The 16,034-nt window shown below is 62.3% G+C and carries 16 protein-coding genes and 1 tRNA gene; 9 read left to right on the top strand and 8 right to left on the bottom strand.

Going from position 1 to position 16,034, the window contains the following annotated elements; genetic code table 11:
• The first annotated feature begins 30 nt into the window (after positions 1 to 30).
• On the top strand, positions 31 to 1,860 hold the full coding sequence (locus ACVWY1_RS12090) for an SLC13 family permease (protein ID WP_457378315.1): 1,830 nt from the start codon (positions 31 to 33) through the stop codon (positions 1,858 to 1,860).
• Positions 1,861 to 1,975: 115 nt separating this feature from the next.
• Positions 1,976 to 3,394 (top strand): diguanylate cyclase, encoded by a 1,419-nt coding sequence (locus ACVWY1_RS12085; RefSeq protein ID WP_457378314.1) that lies wholly within the window; start codon positions 1,976 to 1,978, stop codon positions 3,392 to 3,394.
• Between the two features lies 1 nt (position 3,395).
• Here ACVWY1_RS12085 and ACVWY1_RS12080 read toward each other — a convergent pair whose 3' ends face one another.
• Positions 3,396 to 4,157 (bottom strand): sulfite exporter TauE/SafE family protein, encoded by a 762-nt coding sequence (locus ACVWY1_RS12080; RefSeq protein ID WP_277503450.1) that lies wholly within the window; start codon positions 4,155 to 4,157, stop codon positions 3,396 to 3,398.
• A gap of 101 nt (positions 4,158 to 4,258) precedes the next feature.
• Here ACVWY1_RS12080 and ACVWY1_RS12075 point away from each other — a divergent pair, with 101 nt between their 5' ends.
• Positions 4,259 to 5,176: a LysR family transcriptional regulator gene (locus tag ACVWY1_RS12075; protein WP_102682578.1), complete on the top strand. Its 918-nt coding sequence runs from the start codon at positions 4,259 to 4,261 to the stop codon at positions 5,174 to 5,176.
• A gap of 121 nt (positions 5,177 to 5,297) precedes the next feature.
• On the opposite strand, the gene ACVWY1_RS12070 is transcribed toward ACVWY1_RS12075, so the two are convergent.
• Complete coding sequence (locus tag ACVWY1_RS12070) at positions 5,298 to 5,489, bottom strand: hypothetical protein (protein ID WP_031315428.1); 192 nt, start codon at positions 5,487 to 5,489, stop codon at positions 5,298 to 5,300.
• A 611-nt stretch (positions 5,490 to 6,100) separates the two neighbouring features.
• On the opposite strand from ACVWY1_RS12070, the gene ACVWY1_RS12065 reads away from it, so the two are divergent.
• Positions 6,101 to 6,661, top strand: coding sequence for a cysteine hydrolase family protein (locus ACVWY1_RS12065; protein WP_110698289.1), 561 nt, complete (start codon positions 6,101 to 6,103; stop codon positions 6,659 to 6,661).
• On the opposite strand, the gene ACVWY1_RS12060 is transcribed toward ACVWY1_RS12065, so the two are convergent.
• From ACVWY1_RS12060 to ACVWY1_RS12050, 3 genes are all read right to left on the bottom strand, one after another.
• Positions 6,662 to 7,015 (bottom strand): SH3 domain-containing protein, encoded by a 354-nt coding sequence (locus tag ACVWY1_RS12060; RefSeq protein ID WP_023631242.1) that lies wholly within the window; start codon positions 7,013 to 7,015, stop codon positions 6,662 to 6,664.
• Positions 7,016 to 7,062: 47 nt separating this feature from the next.
• The gene (locus ACVWY1_RS12055; RefSeq protein WP_046856079.1) at positions 7,063 to 7,554 is read right to left on the bottom strand and encodes a GNAT family N-acetyltransferase; all 492 of its coding nucleotides are present in this window, start codon (positions 7,552 to 7,554) and stop codon (positions 7,063 to 7,065) included.
• Positions 7,555 to 7,632: 78 nt separating this feature from the next.
• Positions 7,633 to 8,337 (bottom strand): SDR family oxidoreductase, encoded by a 705-nt coding sequence (locus ACVWY1_RS12050; RefSeq protein ID WP_457378313.1) that lies wholly within the window; start codon positions 8,335 to 8,337, stop codon positions 7,633 to 7,635.
• A gap of 103 nt (positions 8,338 to 8,440) precedes the next feature.
• On the opposite strand from ACVWY1_RS12050, the gene ACVWY1_RS12045 reads away from it, so the two are divergent.
• From ACVWY1_RS12045 to ACVWY1_RS12035, 3 genes are all read left to right on the top strand, one after another.
• A complete protein-coding gene (locus ACVWY1_RS12045; protein WP_110698293.1) occupies positions 8,441 to 9,382 on the top strand; it encodes a LysR substrate-binding domain-containing protein in 942 nt (313 codons plus the stop codon).
• 392 nt (positions 9,383 to 9,774) lie between these two features.
• Positions 9,775 to 9,960, top strand: coding sequence for a hypothetical protein (locus ACVWY1_RS12040; protein ID WP_277503448.1), 186 nt, complete (start codon positions 9,775 to 9,777; stop codon positions 9,958 to 9,960).
• A 528-nt stretch (positions 9,961 to 10,488) separates the two neighbouring features.
• Entirely contained in the window at positions 10,489 to 11,442 is a 954-nt protein-coding gene (locus tag ACVWY1_RS12035) for a nucleoside-specific channel-forming protein Tsx (protein WP_457378312.1), read from the top strand.
• Positions 11,443 to 11,737: 295 nt separating this feature from the next.
• Here ACVWY1_RS12035 and ACVWY1_RS12030 read toward each other — a convergent pair whose 3' ends face one another.
• On the bottom strand, positions 11,738 to 12,088 hold the full coding sequence (locus ACVWY1_RS12030) for an ArsR/SmtB family transcription factor (RefSeq protein WP_457378311.1): 351 nt from the start codon (positions 12,086 to 12,088) through the stop codon (positions 11,738 to 11,740).
• A 65-nt stretch (positions 12,089 to 12,153) separates the two neighbouring features.
• Between ACVWY1_RS12030 and ACVWY1_RS12025 the strand changes: the two genes are divergently transcribed.
• Complete coding sequence (locus ACVWY1_RS12025; RefSeq protein ID WP_457378310.1) at positions 12,154 to 12,969, top strand: alpha/beta fold hydrolase; 816 nt, start codon at positions 12,154 to 12,156, stop codon at positions 12,967 to 12,969.
• Between the two features lie 1,192 nt (positions 12,970 to 14,161).
• On the opposite strand, the gene ACVWY1_RS12020 is transcribed toward ACVWY1_RS12025, so the two are convergent.
• On the bottom strand, positions 14,162 to 14,326 hold the full coding sequence (locus ACVWY1_RS12020) for a hypothetical protein (RefSeq protein WP_155952720.1): 165 nt from the start codon (positions 14,324 to 14,326) through the stop codon (positions 14,162 to 14,164).
• A gap of 730 nt (positions 14,327 to 15,056) precedes the next feature.
• Positions 15,057 to 15,144: transfer RNA gene (locus ACVWY1_RS12015), tRNA-Ser, on the bottom strand.
• A gap of 146 nt (positions 15,145 to 15,290) precedes the next feature.
• Here ACVWY1_RS12015 and ACVWY1_RS12010 point away from each other — a divergent pair.
• On the top strand, positions 15,291 to 15,962 hold the full coding sequence (locus tag ACVWY1_RS12010; RefSeq protein ID WP_028692373.1) for a Bax inhibitor-1/YccA family protein: 672 nt from the start codon (positions 15,291 to 15,293) through the stop codon (positions 15,960 to 15,962).
• The last annotated feature ends 72 nt before the right edge of the window (positions 15,963 to 16,034 follow it).

Raw genomic sequence — 16,034 nt, 5'->3', positions numbered from 1 at the left:
CGTGCCTGTGTGAAGGAACACCCCCTCCCCATGAACCATGAGCTGCTCTGGGTCCTTGGCCTGCTGGCCGTCGTCGTCGTCCTGTTCATCCTCAACCGCCCGCGCATGGACGTGGTCGCCCTGCTGGTGATCGTCGCCCTGCCGCTGTCGGGCATCCTCACCGTGGAGCAGGCCATGGCCGGCTTCAGCGACCCCAACGTGGTGTTGATCGCCGCGCTGTTCGTGATCGGCGAAGGGCTGGTGCGCACCGGCATCGCCTACCGCATCGGCGAATGGATGAGCGAGCGCGCAGGCAACAGCGAGGCGCGCCTGCTGGTGCTGCTGATGGTGGCCGTGGCCGGCCTGGGTTCGGTGATGAGTTCCACCGGCGTGGTGGCGATCTTCATCCCGGTGGTGCTGAGCATTGCCGCGCGCCAGCAGCTTTCGCCCAGCCGGCTGATGATGCCGCTGAGCTTCGCCGGCCTGATCAGTGGCATGCTGAGCCTGGTGGCGACACCGCCGAACGTGGTGGTGCACAGCGAGCTGGTGCGCCACGGCGAGAGCGGCTTCGGCTTTTTCAGCTTCACCCCTTTCGGCCTGGTGGTGCTGGTGCTCGGGATCGGCTACATGCTGCTGACCCGCCACTGGCTCAACGGCGAGGTGCGCAAGGACGGCCGGGTCGAAAGCCGCCGCACCCTGCTCGACCTGGTGCTGGACTACAAGCTCAACGGTCGCGAACGACGCCTGCGCATCCGCCCGCATTCGCCGCTGATCGGCCACACTCTCGGCGAGCTGGAGCTGCGCACCCGCCACGGCGCCAACGTGATCGGCATCGAGCGCCAGCACAAGTTCACCACCCGCGTGATCAGCGCCGACTCCGGCACCTTGCTGCAGCAGGGCGACGTGCTGTTGCTGGATCTGTTCGCCAACCGCGACGACCTGCGCAGCCTGTGCCAGACCATGCTGCTCGAGCCCCTGCACTTCAAGGCCGCCTACTTCATCGACCAATCCCAGGAGCTGGGCATGGCGGAGGTCTCGCTGCCGCCCGGCTCGCAACTGATCGGCAAGAGCATCCTCGAACTGACCTTCCGTACCCGCTACGACCTCAACGTGGTCGGCCTGCGCCGTGACCAGCAAGCCATCGAAGGGCAACTGGTGGAAGAAAAGTTGCGCCTGGGCGACACCCTGCTGGTGGTCGGCCCGTGGAAGGCGGTGCGCCAGCTGCAGGGCAAGCCGCGCGACTTCCTGGTACTGAGCCTGCCGGCGGAAATCGACCAGGTCGCGCCGGCGCGCGCCCGGGCGCCCTATGCGCTGATCAGCCTGGCGGTGATGGTCGGGCTGATGGTCAGCGGCCTGGTGCCCAACGTCATCGCCGCGCTGATCGGCTGCCTACTGATGGGCGCCGGGCGCTGCATCGACATGAACAGCGCCTACCGCGCCATCCACTGGCAGAGCCTGGTGCTGATCGTCGGCATGCTGCCCTTTGCCCTGGCCCTGCAGAAGACCGGCGGCATCGACCTGGCCGTCGGTGCGCTGGTCGGTGCGCTCGGCGGCGCCGGGCCCAGCGTGATCCTCGCCTGCCTGTTCGCGGTGACGGCGCTGATCGGGCTGTTCATCTCCAATACCGCCACCGCGGTGCTGATGGCCCCGGTGGCGGTGAGCACCGCGCAGCAGCTGGGCATGTCGCCCTACCCGTTCGCCATGACCGTGGCCCTGGCGGCGTCGGCGGCGTTCATGACGCCGGTGTCGTCTCCGGTCAACACCCTGGTGCTGGGGCCCGGCCAGTACCGATTTGCCGACTTCGTCAAGGTCGGCGTGCCGTTCACCCTGCTGGTGATGCTGGTGACCGTGCTGATGGTGCCGTGGGTGTTCGAGCTGTAGTCGTGGGCACGATCAGGGCCGATTGCGGCGAATTGACATCAATTGACCAGTTGAAAGACACTGACACGACATCGTCCCAGGTGCCTACAGCCGTTTTCCTGGATTCTGTCTTCGCTTGCCGGTCGAGCTCATGGTGTCTCCAGTCCCGTCGCGCCTGCTGCCCCCGCTGATCCTGTTCGGCTTGACCCTGGCGCTGACCCTGGGCGGCATCCTCGCCCGCCCGATCGAATCTCTGTCGCTGTTCTGGCCGGTGAACGCGGTACTCGCCGGCGTGCTGCTGCGCAACCCACGCCAAGCCAGCCCCGGCGGCTTTGCCCTGGTCTATCTGGCCATGGTCGGTGCCGACCTGGCCTGCGGCAGCGCCTGGCGCCCGGCCTTGTGGTTCAACCTGTGCAACCTCGGCGCCATCGCCACCATCTGGTACCTGATGGCTCGGCTGCCGCGCGTGCATCGTCGCCTGCGCACCCCGCACGGCACTCTGTGCCTGTTCGGTGCCTGCGCCGTCGGTGCGGTGGTCGCCGCGAGCCTGGCCTGCGTAATGGCCGCGCCGTGGTTCGAACAATCGCTGCGCGCCACCTGGCTGGCCTGGTTCAGCGAACAGTTCTCCACCAGCGTGCTGGTCCTGCCGGTGCTGCTCACCGCGCCATCGCCCAGGGCCCTGACCCGCCCCGGCAGCACCGGCCAGACGGTGCGCCTGGCGCCGTTGCTGGTGCTGTTCGCCTCGCTGAGCGTCAGTATCATCTTCGGCGGGCCCGGCGCCATCGCTTTCCCGATTGCCGCGCTGTTGTGGTGCGCGCTCAGCTATTCGCCCTTTCTCGTGTCGCTGCTGACTCTCACCGCGGGCAGCACGTTGATCGTCGCCGTGGCGCAGAACCTCATGCACTTCAACATCCCGCAGAGCGAGTCGGGGGTCACTACCTTGATGTCGGCGCGCCTGGGCATCGCCATGCTGGTGCTCGGCCCGCTGGTGCTGGCCTGCGTCAGCAGCGCCAACCGCAGCCTGATGGCGCGCCTGGCGCACCAGGCGACCATCGACCACCTGACCGGGGCCCTCAGCCGCAGCGCCTTCATCCGCCGCGCCCACGCCCTGCTCGACAACCGCCAGCAAGCGCCGCTGACCTTGATGATGCTCGACATCGATCACTTCAAGACCATCAACGACCAGCATGGCCACGCAATCGGCGACCAGGTGCTGCGCCAGTTCGCCATGACCCTGCAGGACCAGTTGCACGATGGCGAGCTGTTCGCCCGCCTGGGCGGCGAGGAGTTCGTCATCGTCGTGCCGGGGCTGGCGCCGGAGCTGGCCAGGTTCACCGCCGAGCGCCTGCGCCGGGCGGTGCAGGACCAGCACATCGCGCAGCCCGGGCAGTCGCTGCGGATCACCGTGAGCATCGGTGTGAGCGGTTGCGCCGCCGGCACCCCGGCACCCAGCCTCGACGTGCTGCTGGCCAGCGCCGACCAGGCGCTCTACCGGGCCAAGGCCCAGGGCCGTAACCGTGTCGAACAAGCCGATGGGCAGCGCCAGGTGGTGTGAGTCAACCGGCCAGCAGGTCCCAGCTCAGCTTGGCGATCAGCACGCACAGCAGCACCAGGAACAACCCCCGCACGAACCCGGCGCCCTTGCGCACCGCCAGCCAGGTGCCGGTCAGCGCGCCAAGGACATTGAACAGCGCCATCGGCAGCGCGATGGCCCACAGCACATTGCCCGACGGGATGAAGAACACCAGCGCGGCCAGGTTGGTGGCGATGTTGACCAGCTTCGCCGAGGCCGAGGCATGCAGGAAATCCAGGGCGAAGAAGCGGATGAACAGGAAGATCAGGAAACTGCCGGTGCCCGGCCCAAACAGTCCGTCATAGAAGCCGATGGCGCCACCGATCAGCACCGCCAGGCACTGCTCCTTGCGGCCGATGGCCATGGGTTTGTGCAGAGTGCCGAAATCCTTCTTGCAGAAGGTGTAGATGGCCATCAGCACGATCAGCACCAGCACCATCGGCCGCATCACGCTCGCCGGCACCAGGGATACGGTGGCCGCGCCGAAGAACGACATCACGAAGGCGCTCAGCGCCGCGGGCACGATCAACCCCCAGTCCAGCTTGACCTTGCGGATGAACGAACGCGCCGCGAACGTGGTACCGCACACCGAGGCCAGCTTGTTGCTGCCCAGCAGTGCCGCCGGCTGGGCGTTGGGCAGCACGTTGAACAGCGCGGGGATCTGGATCAGCCCGCCGCCACCGACGGCAGCGTCGATCAGGCCAGCGGCGAAGGCAAACAGCGAAAGCAGGGCAATATCCATCATCTCGAAGGTCCAGGCGGCACAAAACAGGCTGCCAGACTAATCAAAGCGCCGTGCTTGTGTTGAAATGCCATATTGCGAAAACTGCAACAAGGAGCCCTTGTATGGCCCTGGACATGCTGCGTGAAATACAAGCGTTCGTCAGCGTTGCGCACAAGCGCAGCTTTGTCAGCGCCGCCCGTGCCCTGGGCCGCTCGCCCAGCGCAGTAACTCGTGCGGTGCAGGCGCTGGAGGACAATAGCGGCGCCAAGCTGTTCAACCGCAGCGCCAGCGCCGTGTCATTGACCGAGGCCGGCGAGCGTCTGCTGCCTCACGCCGAACGCTTGCTGGATGTGCAACGGGATGCCGCCGACGAGTTGGCCGCGCTGACCGGCAACGCCAAGGGCTGGATCCGCCTGGCCGCGCCCGAGGTTCTGGCCCAGCAGATATTGCCGGGTGTGCTGGCCGAGTTCTCTCGTCGCCACCCTCATGTCACCCTCGACGTGCAGTACAACGATCAGGCTCTGGATCCGTTGCAAGGCAAGCTGGACTTCGTGATCCGCGGAGCCTTCCCACAGTCCAGCGAACTGATCGGCTACCCGCTATGGCGTTACCGCCGCCACCTGTACGCCAGTCCTGAGTACCTGGCGCAGGCCGGCACGCCCCAAGGGCTGGAAGACCTGGAACGGCATGCGCTGATCCTGCATACCGCACCGCGCATCCTCAAGGCCTGGCATTTCAGCAAGGATGGGCGCATCTCCAGCCTGCGCCCACGGCCGCGGCTGCGCCTGGGCTCAGGGGTGGCAGTACTGCAAACCACCCTGGCGGGCGCCGGCATCGCGCGGCTGGCCGATTGGCTGGGGGAACCGGAGGTGCGAGCCGGACGGTTGGTGCGGGTCTGCCCCGATTTTCACCTGACATCCAGCACCGGGCACGACCCGCAGATGCATGCCGTGTACCCCGCCGGCGACCTGCCGGCACGGGCTCGCGAGCTGCTGCAGGCCCTGCGCGATGCCCGTCCGCGCCTATGGGAACAGCCCTGAACAGGCCTGCTCAATTTCTGCTCAATCTAACAGAGTGCTTGCCAATACTGGCCTGTAGCGTTTTATCCACAGACCTACCCACGATTTTTGTGGACAGTTTCCGCAAGCCTTGAAGGAAAAATTACAAGCGCAGCAAGGCCACGTTGGCCAGCTTGACCAACTCGATCCATTCGCTTGCGCTGATCACACCGGAACGCTCCAACTCTTCGGCACGGCGCAGTGCCTGATCGTAGTCCTCTTCGTGGAGGATGCCCTCGCCGAGAAAACGACCGCGCCACTCCAGCATCGCTGCAGTGCCTTTCTTGCATTCCATAGTGTGTATTGTCTCCAAGGCAAGTGAATGGCCCGTGTGCCCGGGCCCTTTGATTGGGGGCGGGAGATTACACGAGCGACTTGCACTTGAGAACGACTTGCAGCTACCGCTTGTCTAGACGACTGCGGTATTCGGCGGGAAAACCGGGAGGGAAGAGTCTGGCCCGCCATTGCGCCAGGCGGGCCGGGACAGGAAAAAGTTGCGGCTCAGCTTGGCGGAATGGTGCCCAGCAGGCCAATCATGATAGTCAGCAGCAGAAAACCACCCAGAAACAGCGCGAGCTTGCCCATCGGAACCTCTACAGTGTGATGACGTAACGGCGGGGCTGGCCGCTGCGGTAGTGCAGCGGGGCAGCCTGCCCAGCGCACACCGGATTGGAAGGCTGGGCCTGGGCGTATTGTCCGGCAGCGGCTGATACGGTTACAGATTCAGGTTCGTGGAAAAAAAGCGGATCAGATGGTAATCGACCATCGCGGTGCAAGCCCGCTCCCACGAGTGCACAACGTGAGGTCAACGCGGTCGGCGTGGGCGCGGGCTTGCCCCGCGATACATCCGCGCAGGCAACACACCTATGCTACGGTCCGAAGCCCAGACAAGGAGAACCACCGCAAATGACCGCGCTCGCCAGCAACGCCGCCCTGCTGATCATCGACATGCAGAACGGCATCAACCACCCTCGCCTGGGCCGTCGCAACAACCCCGAAGCCGAACAGCGCATCAGCGAACTGCTCGCCTTTTGGCGCGCGAGCACGCGCCCGGTGGTGCACGTGCGCCATATCTCCCGCGATCCGGATTCGGTGTTCCGGCCAGGTCAGCCCGGCTGCGAGTTCCAGCCCGCCTTCACCCCGCAGGCGAACGAGGCCGTGTTTGAAAAACACCTGCCCGACGCTTTCTGCAACAGCGGCCTGGAACACTGGCTGCACCAGCGCGGCATCCAGCAACTGGTCATCACCGGCGTGATCACCAACAACTCGGTAGAGTCGAGCGCACGCTCGGCGGGCAACCTGGGGTTCGCAACGGTGGTGGTGGGCGACGCCTGCTACACCTTCGACCAGCATGATCTGCAAGGCCGGCTGTGGCCGGCGGAGGATGTCCATGCCCTGGCGCTGAGCAACCTGGCCATGGACTATGCGCGCGTTCTGCACAGTGCGGCGGTGCTGGCCGCACGCTGATCACGCCAGCGCGCGCAGCTTGGCCAGCGGCACCCAGCCGAGCTCGCCATTGCTCACCCGGCGACACCAGGCCCAGCCATTCAAGGGGCGCAGACTATCGAGCTGCTGGCCGGGGTCGACGTCCAGTTCATGGGCCGAATAGGCTTCCAGCGCCCTGCCCCGGCCCACGCCCAGCCGTTCGATGAACTGGGCTGGCACCCACCCTGCTGCCTGGCCCTGGCAACTGCACAGGTACCAGTCCTCCCACTGCTCGTCGCCCTCGTAGCGCTGGCCGATCTCCAGCAGCGTGCCACGGGCGAAGGTGATGGGCGCAGGATACTCACTGCGGTGTGTCTCGATCACGACGTACTTCACAGGCCTCTCCCTGGCTGCGAAAAGCGTCGATGCTAGTCGAAGGGCCTCTACAGCACCATGACCATTTCATGCCAGGCCATGCCGCCATGGTCGGAAGCCGACGGGCGTACATAGGCGTAGCCCATCTTCTCGTACAACCCGACATGGCGCTCCTTGCACATCAGGTGGATGGTGGCCTTGCCGCGCTCGCGCATCTGCGCGACGAAGCGCGCCATCAACCGGCTGGCATGGCCCTGGCCCTGGTACGCGGGGTCAAGCACCACCGACATGATCACCACATTGGGCGCCTGCGGGTCATGCCCGACCAGTTCCTTGAAAGCCTCGTCCGACATCACCACCTGGTCGGCGCAACCGCTGTTGATGAAGCCGATCACCTGGCCCTCGGCCTCCAGCACGAGGAAGCCCTCCGGGTACTGGGCGATGCGCGTGGCGATCTTTTCCCGGGTGGCGGCTTCGTCGCCTTCATAGGCGCTGGTCTCGATCTGGTAGCAGCGGTCCACATCGCTGGAGGTGGCCTGGCGGAATGTCGGTGTGCTCATGGGCGGAATCCGGATAGCGGGAAACAGGGGCGACATCCTAACGGAAGTCGCCGCCCTGCCACAGGCTCGCCATGTCACCTACACCGAACGGGTAATCCCCCCATCAACCCGCAGGTTCTGCCCGGTGATGTAACCCGCGCCCTCGGAGGCAAGGAAGCCGACAGTGGCCGCGATTTCCTCGGCCTTACCGTACCGCTCCATGGGAATCCGGCTACGGAATTCCTCCTTCTCCGGCAGGCTGTCGATGAAGCCTGGCAGCACGTTGTTCATGCGGATGTTCTCGGCCGCGTAACGGTCGGCGAACAGTTTGGTGAAGGCCGCGAGCCCGGCACGGAACACGCCGGAGGTCGGGAATGCCGGATCCGGCTCGAAGGTGGCGAAGGTCGAGATATTGATGATGGTCCCGCCCTGCTGCCGCTGCATGATCGGGGTCACCAGGCGGGTCGGGCGCACCACGTTGAGGAAGTACACCTCCATGCCCCGGTGCCAGTCCTCGTCGCTGAGCTCGAGCACCGGCGCACGCGGGCCATGCCCGGCGCTGTTGACCAGCACATCGATACGCCCCCATTGCTGCATCACGGTATCGACCAGACGCTGCAGGTCCTCTGCCGACTGGTTGGAGCCCGTCACACCGATGCCGCCCAGCTCGGCCGCCAGGGCCTCGCCCTTGCCCGAGGACGACAGGATCGCCACCCTGAAACCGTCGGCAGCCAACCGCCGCGCAGCCTCCGCGCCCATGCCACTGCCACCTGCGGTGATGATTGCCACTTTCTGAGAAGACATATGCCGCTCCTTCCGGGAGTTGATCAAGTGGGCCCATGAAGCCAGAATCCGGCTCAACGCACCAATCACGAATACTGGCAGCAGCCTGCAGGAAATCTACTGGATGAGCGCGCCCAAGCGACGCAACGCCCCCGCCATCGTCAATCACCTGGTAGCCTTCGAGGCCGCCGCCCGCCTGGGCAGCTTTCGCGCTGCCGCCGACGAGCTGCATGTCACGCCGGGCGCAGTCGCCCAGCAGGTGCGCACCCTGGAAGACAAACTTGGCCGCCCCTTGTTCGAGCGCCTGCCCCGCGGCCTGCGGCCCAACCGGGACGGCGCCGACTACCTGGCCCGTGTGCGCCTGGCGCTGGAGATCATCGAGGACGCCACCGGCGAACTGCTGGAGCGCGACAACCAGCGCGATCCGCAGCAGGTCCTGCTCAGCACCACCCCCGCCTTCGCCAGCCGCTGGCTGATCCCGCGCCTGGGGCGCCTGGCCGAGGCGCATCCGCAGGTGGCCCTGATGATCGACGCCTCCGACAGTACCCGCCCCCTGAGCGGCAAGGGTGCGGTGGACCTGGCCGTGCGCTGGGGGGCGCCGCCCTTCGCCGAGGCCTACGCCCTGCCCCTGCTGCCCGGCATGGCGGTGCCGGTGTGCGCGCCGGGGTTGCGCGGCGAGCACCCTTGGCGGCAAGCCGCGGAGCTTGCGCAACACCCGCTGATCTCCGACAGCCACAACAACTGGAAGCGCTGGTTCGACCACTACGCGTTGCCCGGCACACGGTTCAACGGCCCGGTGTTCTCGCAAACCATCCTCGCCATCGAGGCCGCCGAGCAAGGCATGGGCATCGCCTTGGTGCCGCGCCTGCTGGTGGAGAATGCCCTGAAAGCCGGGGCCTTGGTGCTGGCGCTGGAAGGCCATGAATTGCGCAGCGACGCCGGCTTCCACTTGCTGGCCAGCCATGCGCCGCTGGCAGGCTCGGCCGCCGAGCAGGTGGTGAACTGGCTGCTGGCCCAGGTGAACGCTGATGCTCAAGCACTTTCAAATCATGACTCTTTGATTTAGCGGGCTTTAGTAATCTGCGTGGGAGCGGCCACAACCTGCCGCAGGAAGCGCCCGAGGCGTTCGTCAAGGCGGTGGTGGATGCGGACCACCTCTAGGGGCAATTGCAACATATCGTTTCAGTGGCGCGTGTTGGGTGCCGGGCAACACGGATTATCGCTACGACCCGTCTTTTACGCGGCAGGCCTTGTACTTCGGGGCCTGCCGCAAAATGAGCGGAAGCATCCCGAAACACTCACCCAAGCCATCCTGTAAGACGCCTCTTTTGTCGATGTAGGACGTTTCTACGGGATTGTGAGCCAGTGTATGAATAATCAGTATTGGCGGGAGAATTGACCTGATACCGTCGAGCCTTTCTTACAACGGCACGGATGCCCACGACCAACGAGTACAGCATGGACAACTACGACAGCTCGGCACTTGGACTGCAAAAATGCCTGTTGAACCTGCGAAGGGATCATGCCCGGATGAAGGCGTCAGGAGAGCTGGAAAGAGCGGCGATACTGGCGCAGGTAATCGGGCGGATGGAACAGGGATTGAAGAAGGCTTCCCAGGGGAGGAAGCCCGAGACGTTGCAGTGAAGTGATGCCCGGCAAATGGCGATGGATATGCGGTGCTCATCTAGTGTGGTGTTTTGCAAATACGCCCCATAAATCGCGAGCGTTTTTTGCGCTCAGGCAAGGCGTCGCGACGAGTCGTAGCCCAGCTACGGCGAGGAGCGACAACGCCGCATGAGCGCAAATTCGCCACGGGGCAGCGGAGGGCGCGGCCCAGCGCCGCCTCGGCCTACTCGCTTCCTCCTTGGGCACAAATGCCTTCCATGGTCGGCGACTAGAACCCATTTTTTGCTGGATTATTTCAATCGAATGGGTTTTGCGACGCAGAAAGATCAGGCCCCTCCATGCGCTCATGCGCCATGCCCGATTTCAGCGCGTTTTTCTAACCCAATGATCAGCTCAAACGCCGGATCGGCTTTTATTTCAAAGACCTCGGGTGATTTGGTACAGACTATGCAAACGTTTGCTCCGAGCCATTGAGCGAACAATCGCTGCAGCTCTCGACACATCGCAGCCCCCAGGGGCTTACCACTGCATGAACAAGGATTTTCAATGCACCGACCGTCTTTACCCGCAACGGCCCGCTCCCTGGCTGCCAAACTGCTACTGGGCGCTGTTACGGGACTACTCAGCGTCACCACGCAGGCCCAGGACAATCCCCCCAGCGAGTCGGCCCAGGGCGAGACCTTGAGCCCGGCCGCCGCGCCGGCCAAATCGGGCCCCTACCTGTCGGACTGGTACAACCAGAACTTCACCCTGATCGGCACCAAGGACATCAGTTTCGGCCCCCGCCCTGTCGACGATATCTACCTCGAATACGAGTACTTCGGCCGCAAGGGGCCGTTCGAGCTTTACGGCTACATCGACATCCCGAAGATCCTCGATATCGGCAACAGCCATGACAAAGGCGCGTGGGACCACGGCTCACCACTGTTCATGGAGCATGAGCCGCGGATCTCCATCGACTACCTGGCCGGACGCAGCCTGGCCGTCGGCCCGTTCAAGGAGTGGTACGTAGCCTTCGACTGGATCTATGACCACGGCAGCAACAGCGCCAACCGCGCCAATACCCTCTTCAGCGGCCTGGGCACCGACATCGACACCCATTCGCGGGTCAACCTGTCGGCCAACTTCTACGGCCGCTACCAGTGGGAAAACTATGGCGCCAGCAACGAGTATTCGTGGGACGGTTACCGGGCCCAGCTCAAGTACATCGTGCCCCTCGGCAAGTTCGACAACGGCGCCTCGCTGACCTATATCGGTTTCACCAACTTCGATTTCGGCTCGGACCTGCACAAGGACAATCCCAACCGCACGGCCAATGCCACGGTATCCACCAACGTGTTGCTGTACGCCTTCACCCACCTGCGCTTCACCCTGGTGGGTCGCCATTTCCACAATGGCGGCAACTGGCAGGACGGCAGCCAGCTGAATTTCGGTGACGGCGATTTCCGCGGTCGGTCCGATGGCTGGGGGTATTACGCCGGGGTTGGTTATCAGTTCTGATTACCTGGGCCATGGAAGCTTGCATGCGCGTGATGCACCGTCTATCCCCATGCTCGCTTTCAAGGCCCGAGCCACCTGACCCGCTGGCGCTGCCCGCCACCGCCTTATGGTTTTCTGGTCGACTCGGGCTTGATGCCGCCCATCAAGAAAACGGCCGCTGGCCCTATCAGCCAACTCACCGTCGTGCCGGGGCTGACCGTCGGAATCATAAAATAAGCGGCCAACAGGGCTACTCCTGCCCATATACGTCTGCGTGGCGTGAACCACTCTCGGACCTTATCCAATCTTTTGCCCATTAGCGCTCACTCTCCCTATCGCCTGCCGTACTGCGAGGTTCCAGGGGACCAAGATGGCCGGGCGGCGACAACTCAAGCCTGAGCCACTCCAGGTACTCGAGAATCTCAGCGTCATTACGTTTGCAATATGACCATTTATGCTGCTTTGAAACCGATATGAACCCCGCCTGCTTGAGAATTTCAAGGTGCCGGCTCGCTGTGGGCTGGGCAATACCCAACGCACTTGCGATAAGGGTCATGCAGATGCCGAACTCGACGGGGTCTGCCGACCATTGATCGGCGAAGTGCTCACGCGGCGCTGCGAGCAAGCGAAGGATCGCCATGCGGACCTCACTGCTCATCGCTTTCATCTGTGTTGATCTGTCCATGCCCGCATCATATAGTCATTTAGCTAAATGACAATGTGAGGTGAGCCATGTTGGATCTACCCTACGCATCGAGCATCGAAGGCAACACCGTCAGATGGGGGAAATTGGGGACAGGCGCGCCGCTGGTCGCCATCCACGGCACCCCCTTCTCTTCGCAGGTATGGAGGCGCGTCATGCCGCACCTCGCTGACCGCAGAACCGTGTATTACTTCGACCTGGTTGGCTATGGCCTGTCTGAAATGCGGGAGGGCCAGGACGTTTCATTGGCGATTCAGAACAACGTCATGGCTGCGCTTTTCGAGGAGTGGGGCATCGAACGCCCCGACGTCCTGGCCCATGATTTTGGCGGCGCGACAGCGCTGCGCGCGTACTACCTGAACGGTCTGCGCTATGCGTCCCTCACCCTTTTTGATGCGGTGGCCCTGGCCCCCTGGGGCTCGGCGTTCGTACAACATGTCCGTCAACATGAGGCCGCTTTTTCCGGGATGCCCGACTACATGCACCGCGCACTGCTGGCCGCCTATCTGCAAACCTCTGCGGCCAATCCACTCAGTGACGAAGCCCTGCAGGTTTACAGCGCACCATGGCTGGGGCCCATTGGCCAGGCGGCCTTTTACCGCCAGATCGCGCAGATGGATCAGGTCTATACCGAGGAAATTGAACCGCTTTACGGGAAGCTGGATTGCCCCGTGTCAGTACTTTGGGGCGCGGAGGACGCCTGGATTCCGTATTCCCAAGGGGAGCGTCTTGCAGAGCTTATTTCCCAGCAGCCCTGCGCGCGAGTGGAGAACTCAGGCCACCTGATGCAGGAAGACAGGCCGGAAGCGATTGTAGCTGGGGTCTTGAAGCAGATTGAGCCTTGAGAGGTTCGCTGATCTTCTTCGGGCCAGTCGCACGGACCATCACCCGCCAAGAAGTCGAAAAGCTTTCCCCTCTTGAACTGGCCGAGGGTTAAAAGCGATTGCGAGCCTTTGGGTGGACACCCGAGCAAATCGCCAAGAAGGTTTTCCGGCAATCCGTGAAGGATCATAAAAAAGGCCCAGCCCAAAGCTGACGCTATAGCAAAGAACTCCAAGATTGCTTTGGTATCGACCTCCTTCAATTACTCAAGTGGGCGCTTGTCATGGCTATAAGGCGCATTGTTGGATGCCCGCGATGAGTCCGGCGGGCCTTGCCTGTGATCGCCTCGAAAGGGCCGGTTTTTGAGGTTGTCATCATGCTCCTCTGCTCGTGCTCTTCTGCTCAGATCGTCAAAAACGTCTGGAGAACCATTACTTTCAGATGGCTTGCCCCTCAACCTGTCACTATCTATCCCATACCTATCTCTGGTCATACACACCTCTCAACGCTCAGAAATTCCGAGCTAACTTAGTATGCACCCATAGCAATTGAAGAAATTATTTATCAGACCACCGGACATGACTGAACGAAACAAGGGAATTACGTTCGCACGAACGCTACAGCCATGAATGACGTGCAATTCAAGAAGCTGCAGACCGATTTATGCAGTGCGCGATCGTCGGCGAAAAATGCGCAAGCCTATTGCAATGACCCAGTGGCCGAACAGTTCGATCATTGAAATCGACCTAATCAGGCGTATATCCGCCCCATCCCGCTGCAGTACTCTCCTCACTAGGCTGTTCGTACAGCGATATGGCGACAAGGCACCATCGTACCCAGAGCAAGCTCAAATGCGAAAAGCAGACCTACCTCCGCCCACCCATCACGAATGCTTTCGCCCGCAGCCCCAGACCAAGGCTCGACTCATAGTTCCGTTCGACCTGAAGTTGCAAGGCACCTGTGCAGTTCGGTCGTTATTTTTGCAGCGCCCTCCTATAAATATTTGTGTTTCATCAGTTCGCGAAGTTTTGGCTTGCACGTCGATATTTCTGCAGCCTTCAAGAACTTCGTCGTAATGACGAAAGTGAAGCGCTGGGCTTACCCAAAAGAGGGATAGATAGTAATTTCGCTTAAATGCGACCAATGGGCGAATAACGCCCCCGAGTCACTGCACGCTAGAAAGCCGCCTTTTGAAGACGGCTCTGACCATCGTGATCACGATTTTACAGATTGCCCTTTGGCCCAGTGGGCCTTAGGTAAGCTTCGGTTAAAGCCGCTGACACCTGAGGGGACATTCTGAATTTCCCCGCCTTTGGATAAGAACTGTTCAATCTTTTGCTTCAGATGCAAATGCGCCTGATGCGTCGCGGATTCGTACATGTTCTTACCCCTTCGATGAGCCGGACGAATGCCGACTCGCTCCCCAATATACCCCCTTTACCCCGATTGCAGGCTAAAGACGCGATCTGGAACACGGTGTACGCGAAAGCGGTGGGTGAGCTGAAGGACGCCATGGACTTGGCATATTTGACGGTCCAGCGTCCGGCAGACGTACTGCAATGATCAGGGACGACATCGAGGACAAGGCCCTCGGCATAAAGCAGCAGAAGGCCAAAAGAAGCTGCGGATCATGCTTGAGGTGGACGGAGTAGAGAGCAGTTTGGGCACGCTGATCAGAAAGATCCTGGAGAGCAACGCTCCGCACGCCTTCCCACACCTCTGCTGACTGATAACGATAAACGTGGCACGCCACCGATGCTTCGCCACCGATGGGACGATGCCCAGAACGCCACGAAGGAAGCTGTAGTAGCCGGAGACCAGGTGCTAGCGGGCCGGATCAGCCAATCCAGTTCCGCGACATTCGCCCGAAGGCCGCCAGCGAAATCGAGGACCTGGCCCATGCAAGCAGGCTGCTCGGTCATACCGACAAGCGCATAACAGAGGTGGTTTACCGCCGCGTCGGCGAGGTTGTAAAACCTACCCGGTGATGGGATAAACAAGCCAGATTGCGGAACACCACTGAAAAGGTGCGGAACACCTGCGCGCATTATCCGGCTTGAACGCATGCCCAATAAACGCAAAAATCCCTGAAAAATCAGGGCTTTGAATGTGGCGGAAGCGTAGAGATTCGAACTCTAGGATAGTTGCCCATCGACGGTTTTCAAGACCGTTGCCTTAAACCACTCGGCCACGCTTCCAGCTGTTTTGCGGCGGCAATAATACCTTAATGTAACAAGCTGTCAAACTCTCTGTGTCGCGGCTTGCGACAGCTCTGATATGCTCTGCACCATACGTTCCACTACCGCAGGTCCCGGACCGCGGTCTCACCCCAAAGGAGTGCGCCATGCGCGAACAGGATTACGCCGTCCAACACGGCCAGCAGGTCGAGCAGCAGGAGGTCAGCAAGGTCCTGCGCAACACGTACAGCCTGCTGGCCCTCACCCTCGCCTTCAGCGGCATCATGGCCTTCGTCGCCCAGCAGATGCGTGTCGGCTACCCGAACATCTTCGTGGTGCTGATCGGCTTCTACGGCCTGTTCTTCCTCACCAACAAGCTGCGTGACTCGGCCTGGGGCCTGGTATCCACCTTCGCCCTCACCGGCTTCATGGGCTTCATCCTCGGCCCGATCCTCAACCGCTACCTGGGCATGGCCGGTGGCGCCGAGGTGGTCAGTTCGGCCTTCGCCATGACCGCCCTGGTGTTCGGCGGCCTGTCGGCCTACGTGCTGATCACCCGCAAGGACATGAGCTTCCTCAGCGGCTTCATCACCGCCGGCTTCTTCGTCCTGCTGGGTGCCGTGGTGGCTAGCTTCTTCTTCCAGATCAGCGGCCTGCAACTGGCGATCAGCGCTGGCTTCGTGCTGTTCTCGTCGGTCTGCATCCTGTTCCAGACCAGCGCCATCATCCATGGCGGCGAGCGCAACTACATCATGGCTACCATCAGCCTGTACGTGTCGATCTACAACCTGTTCGTCAGCCTGCTGCAGCTGTTCGGCATCATGGGCCGCGACGACTGATCGAATCGGTTGCCAGCGCTTAAGGAAAAGCCCGCTTCGGCGGGCTTTTTCATGCCCGTTGAACAGCGCCGG

It is taken from the genome of Pseudomonas sp. TE6288 (assembly GCF_054062095.1).
This window is presented reverse-complemented; position numbering and strand designations above follow the sequence as displayed.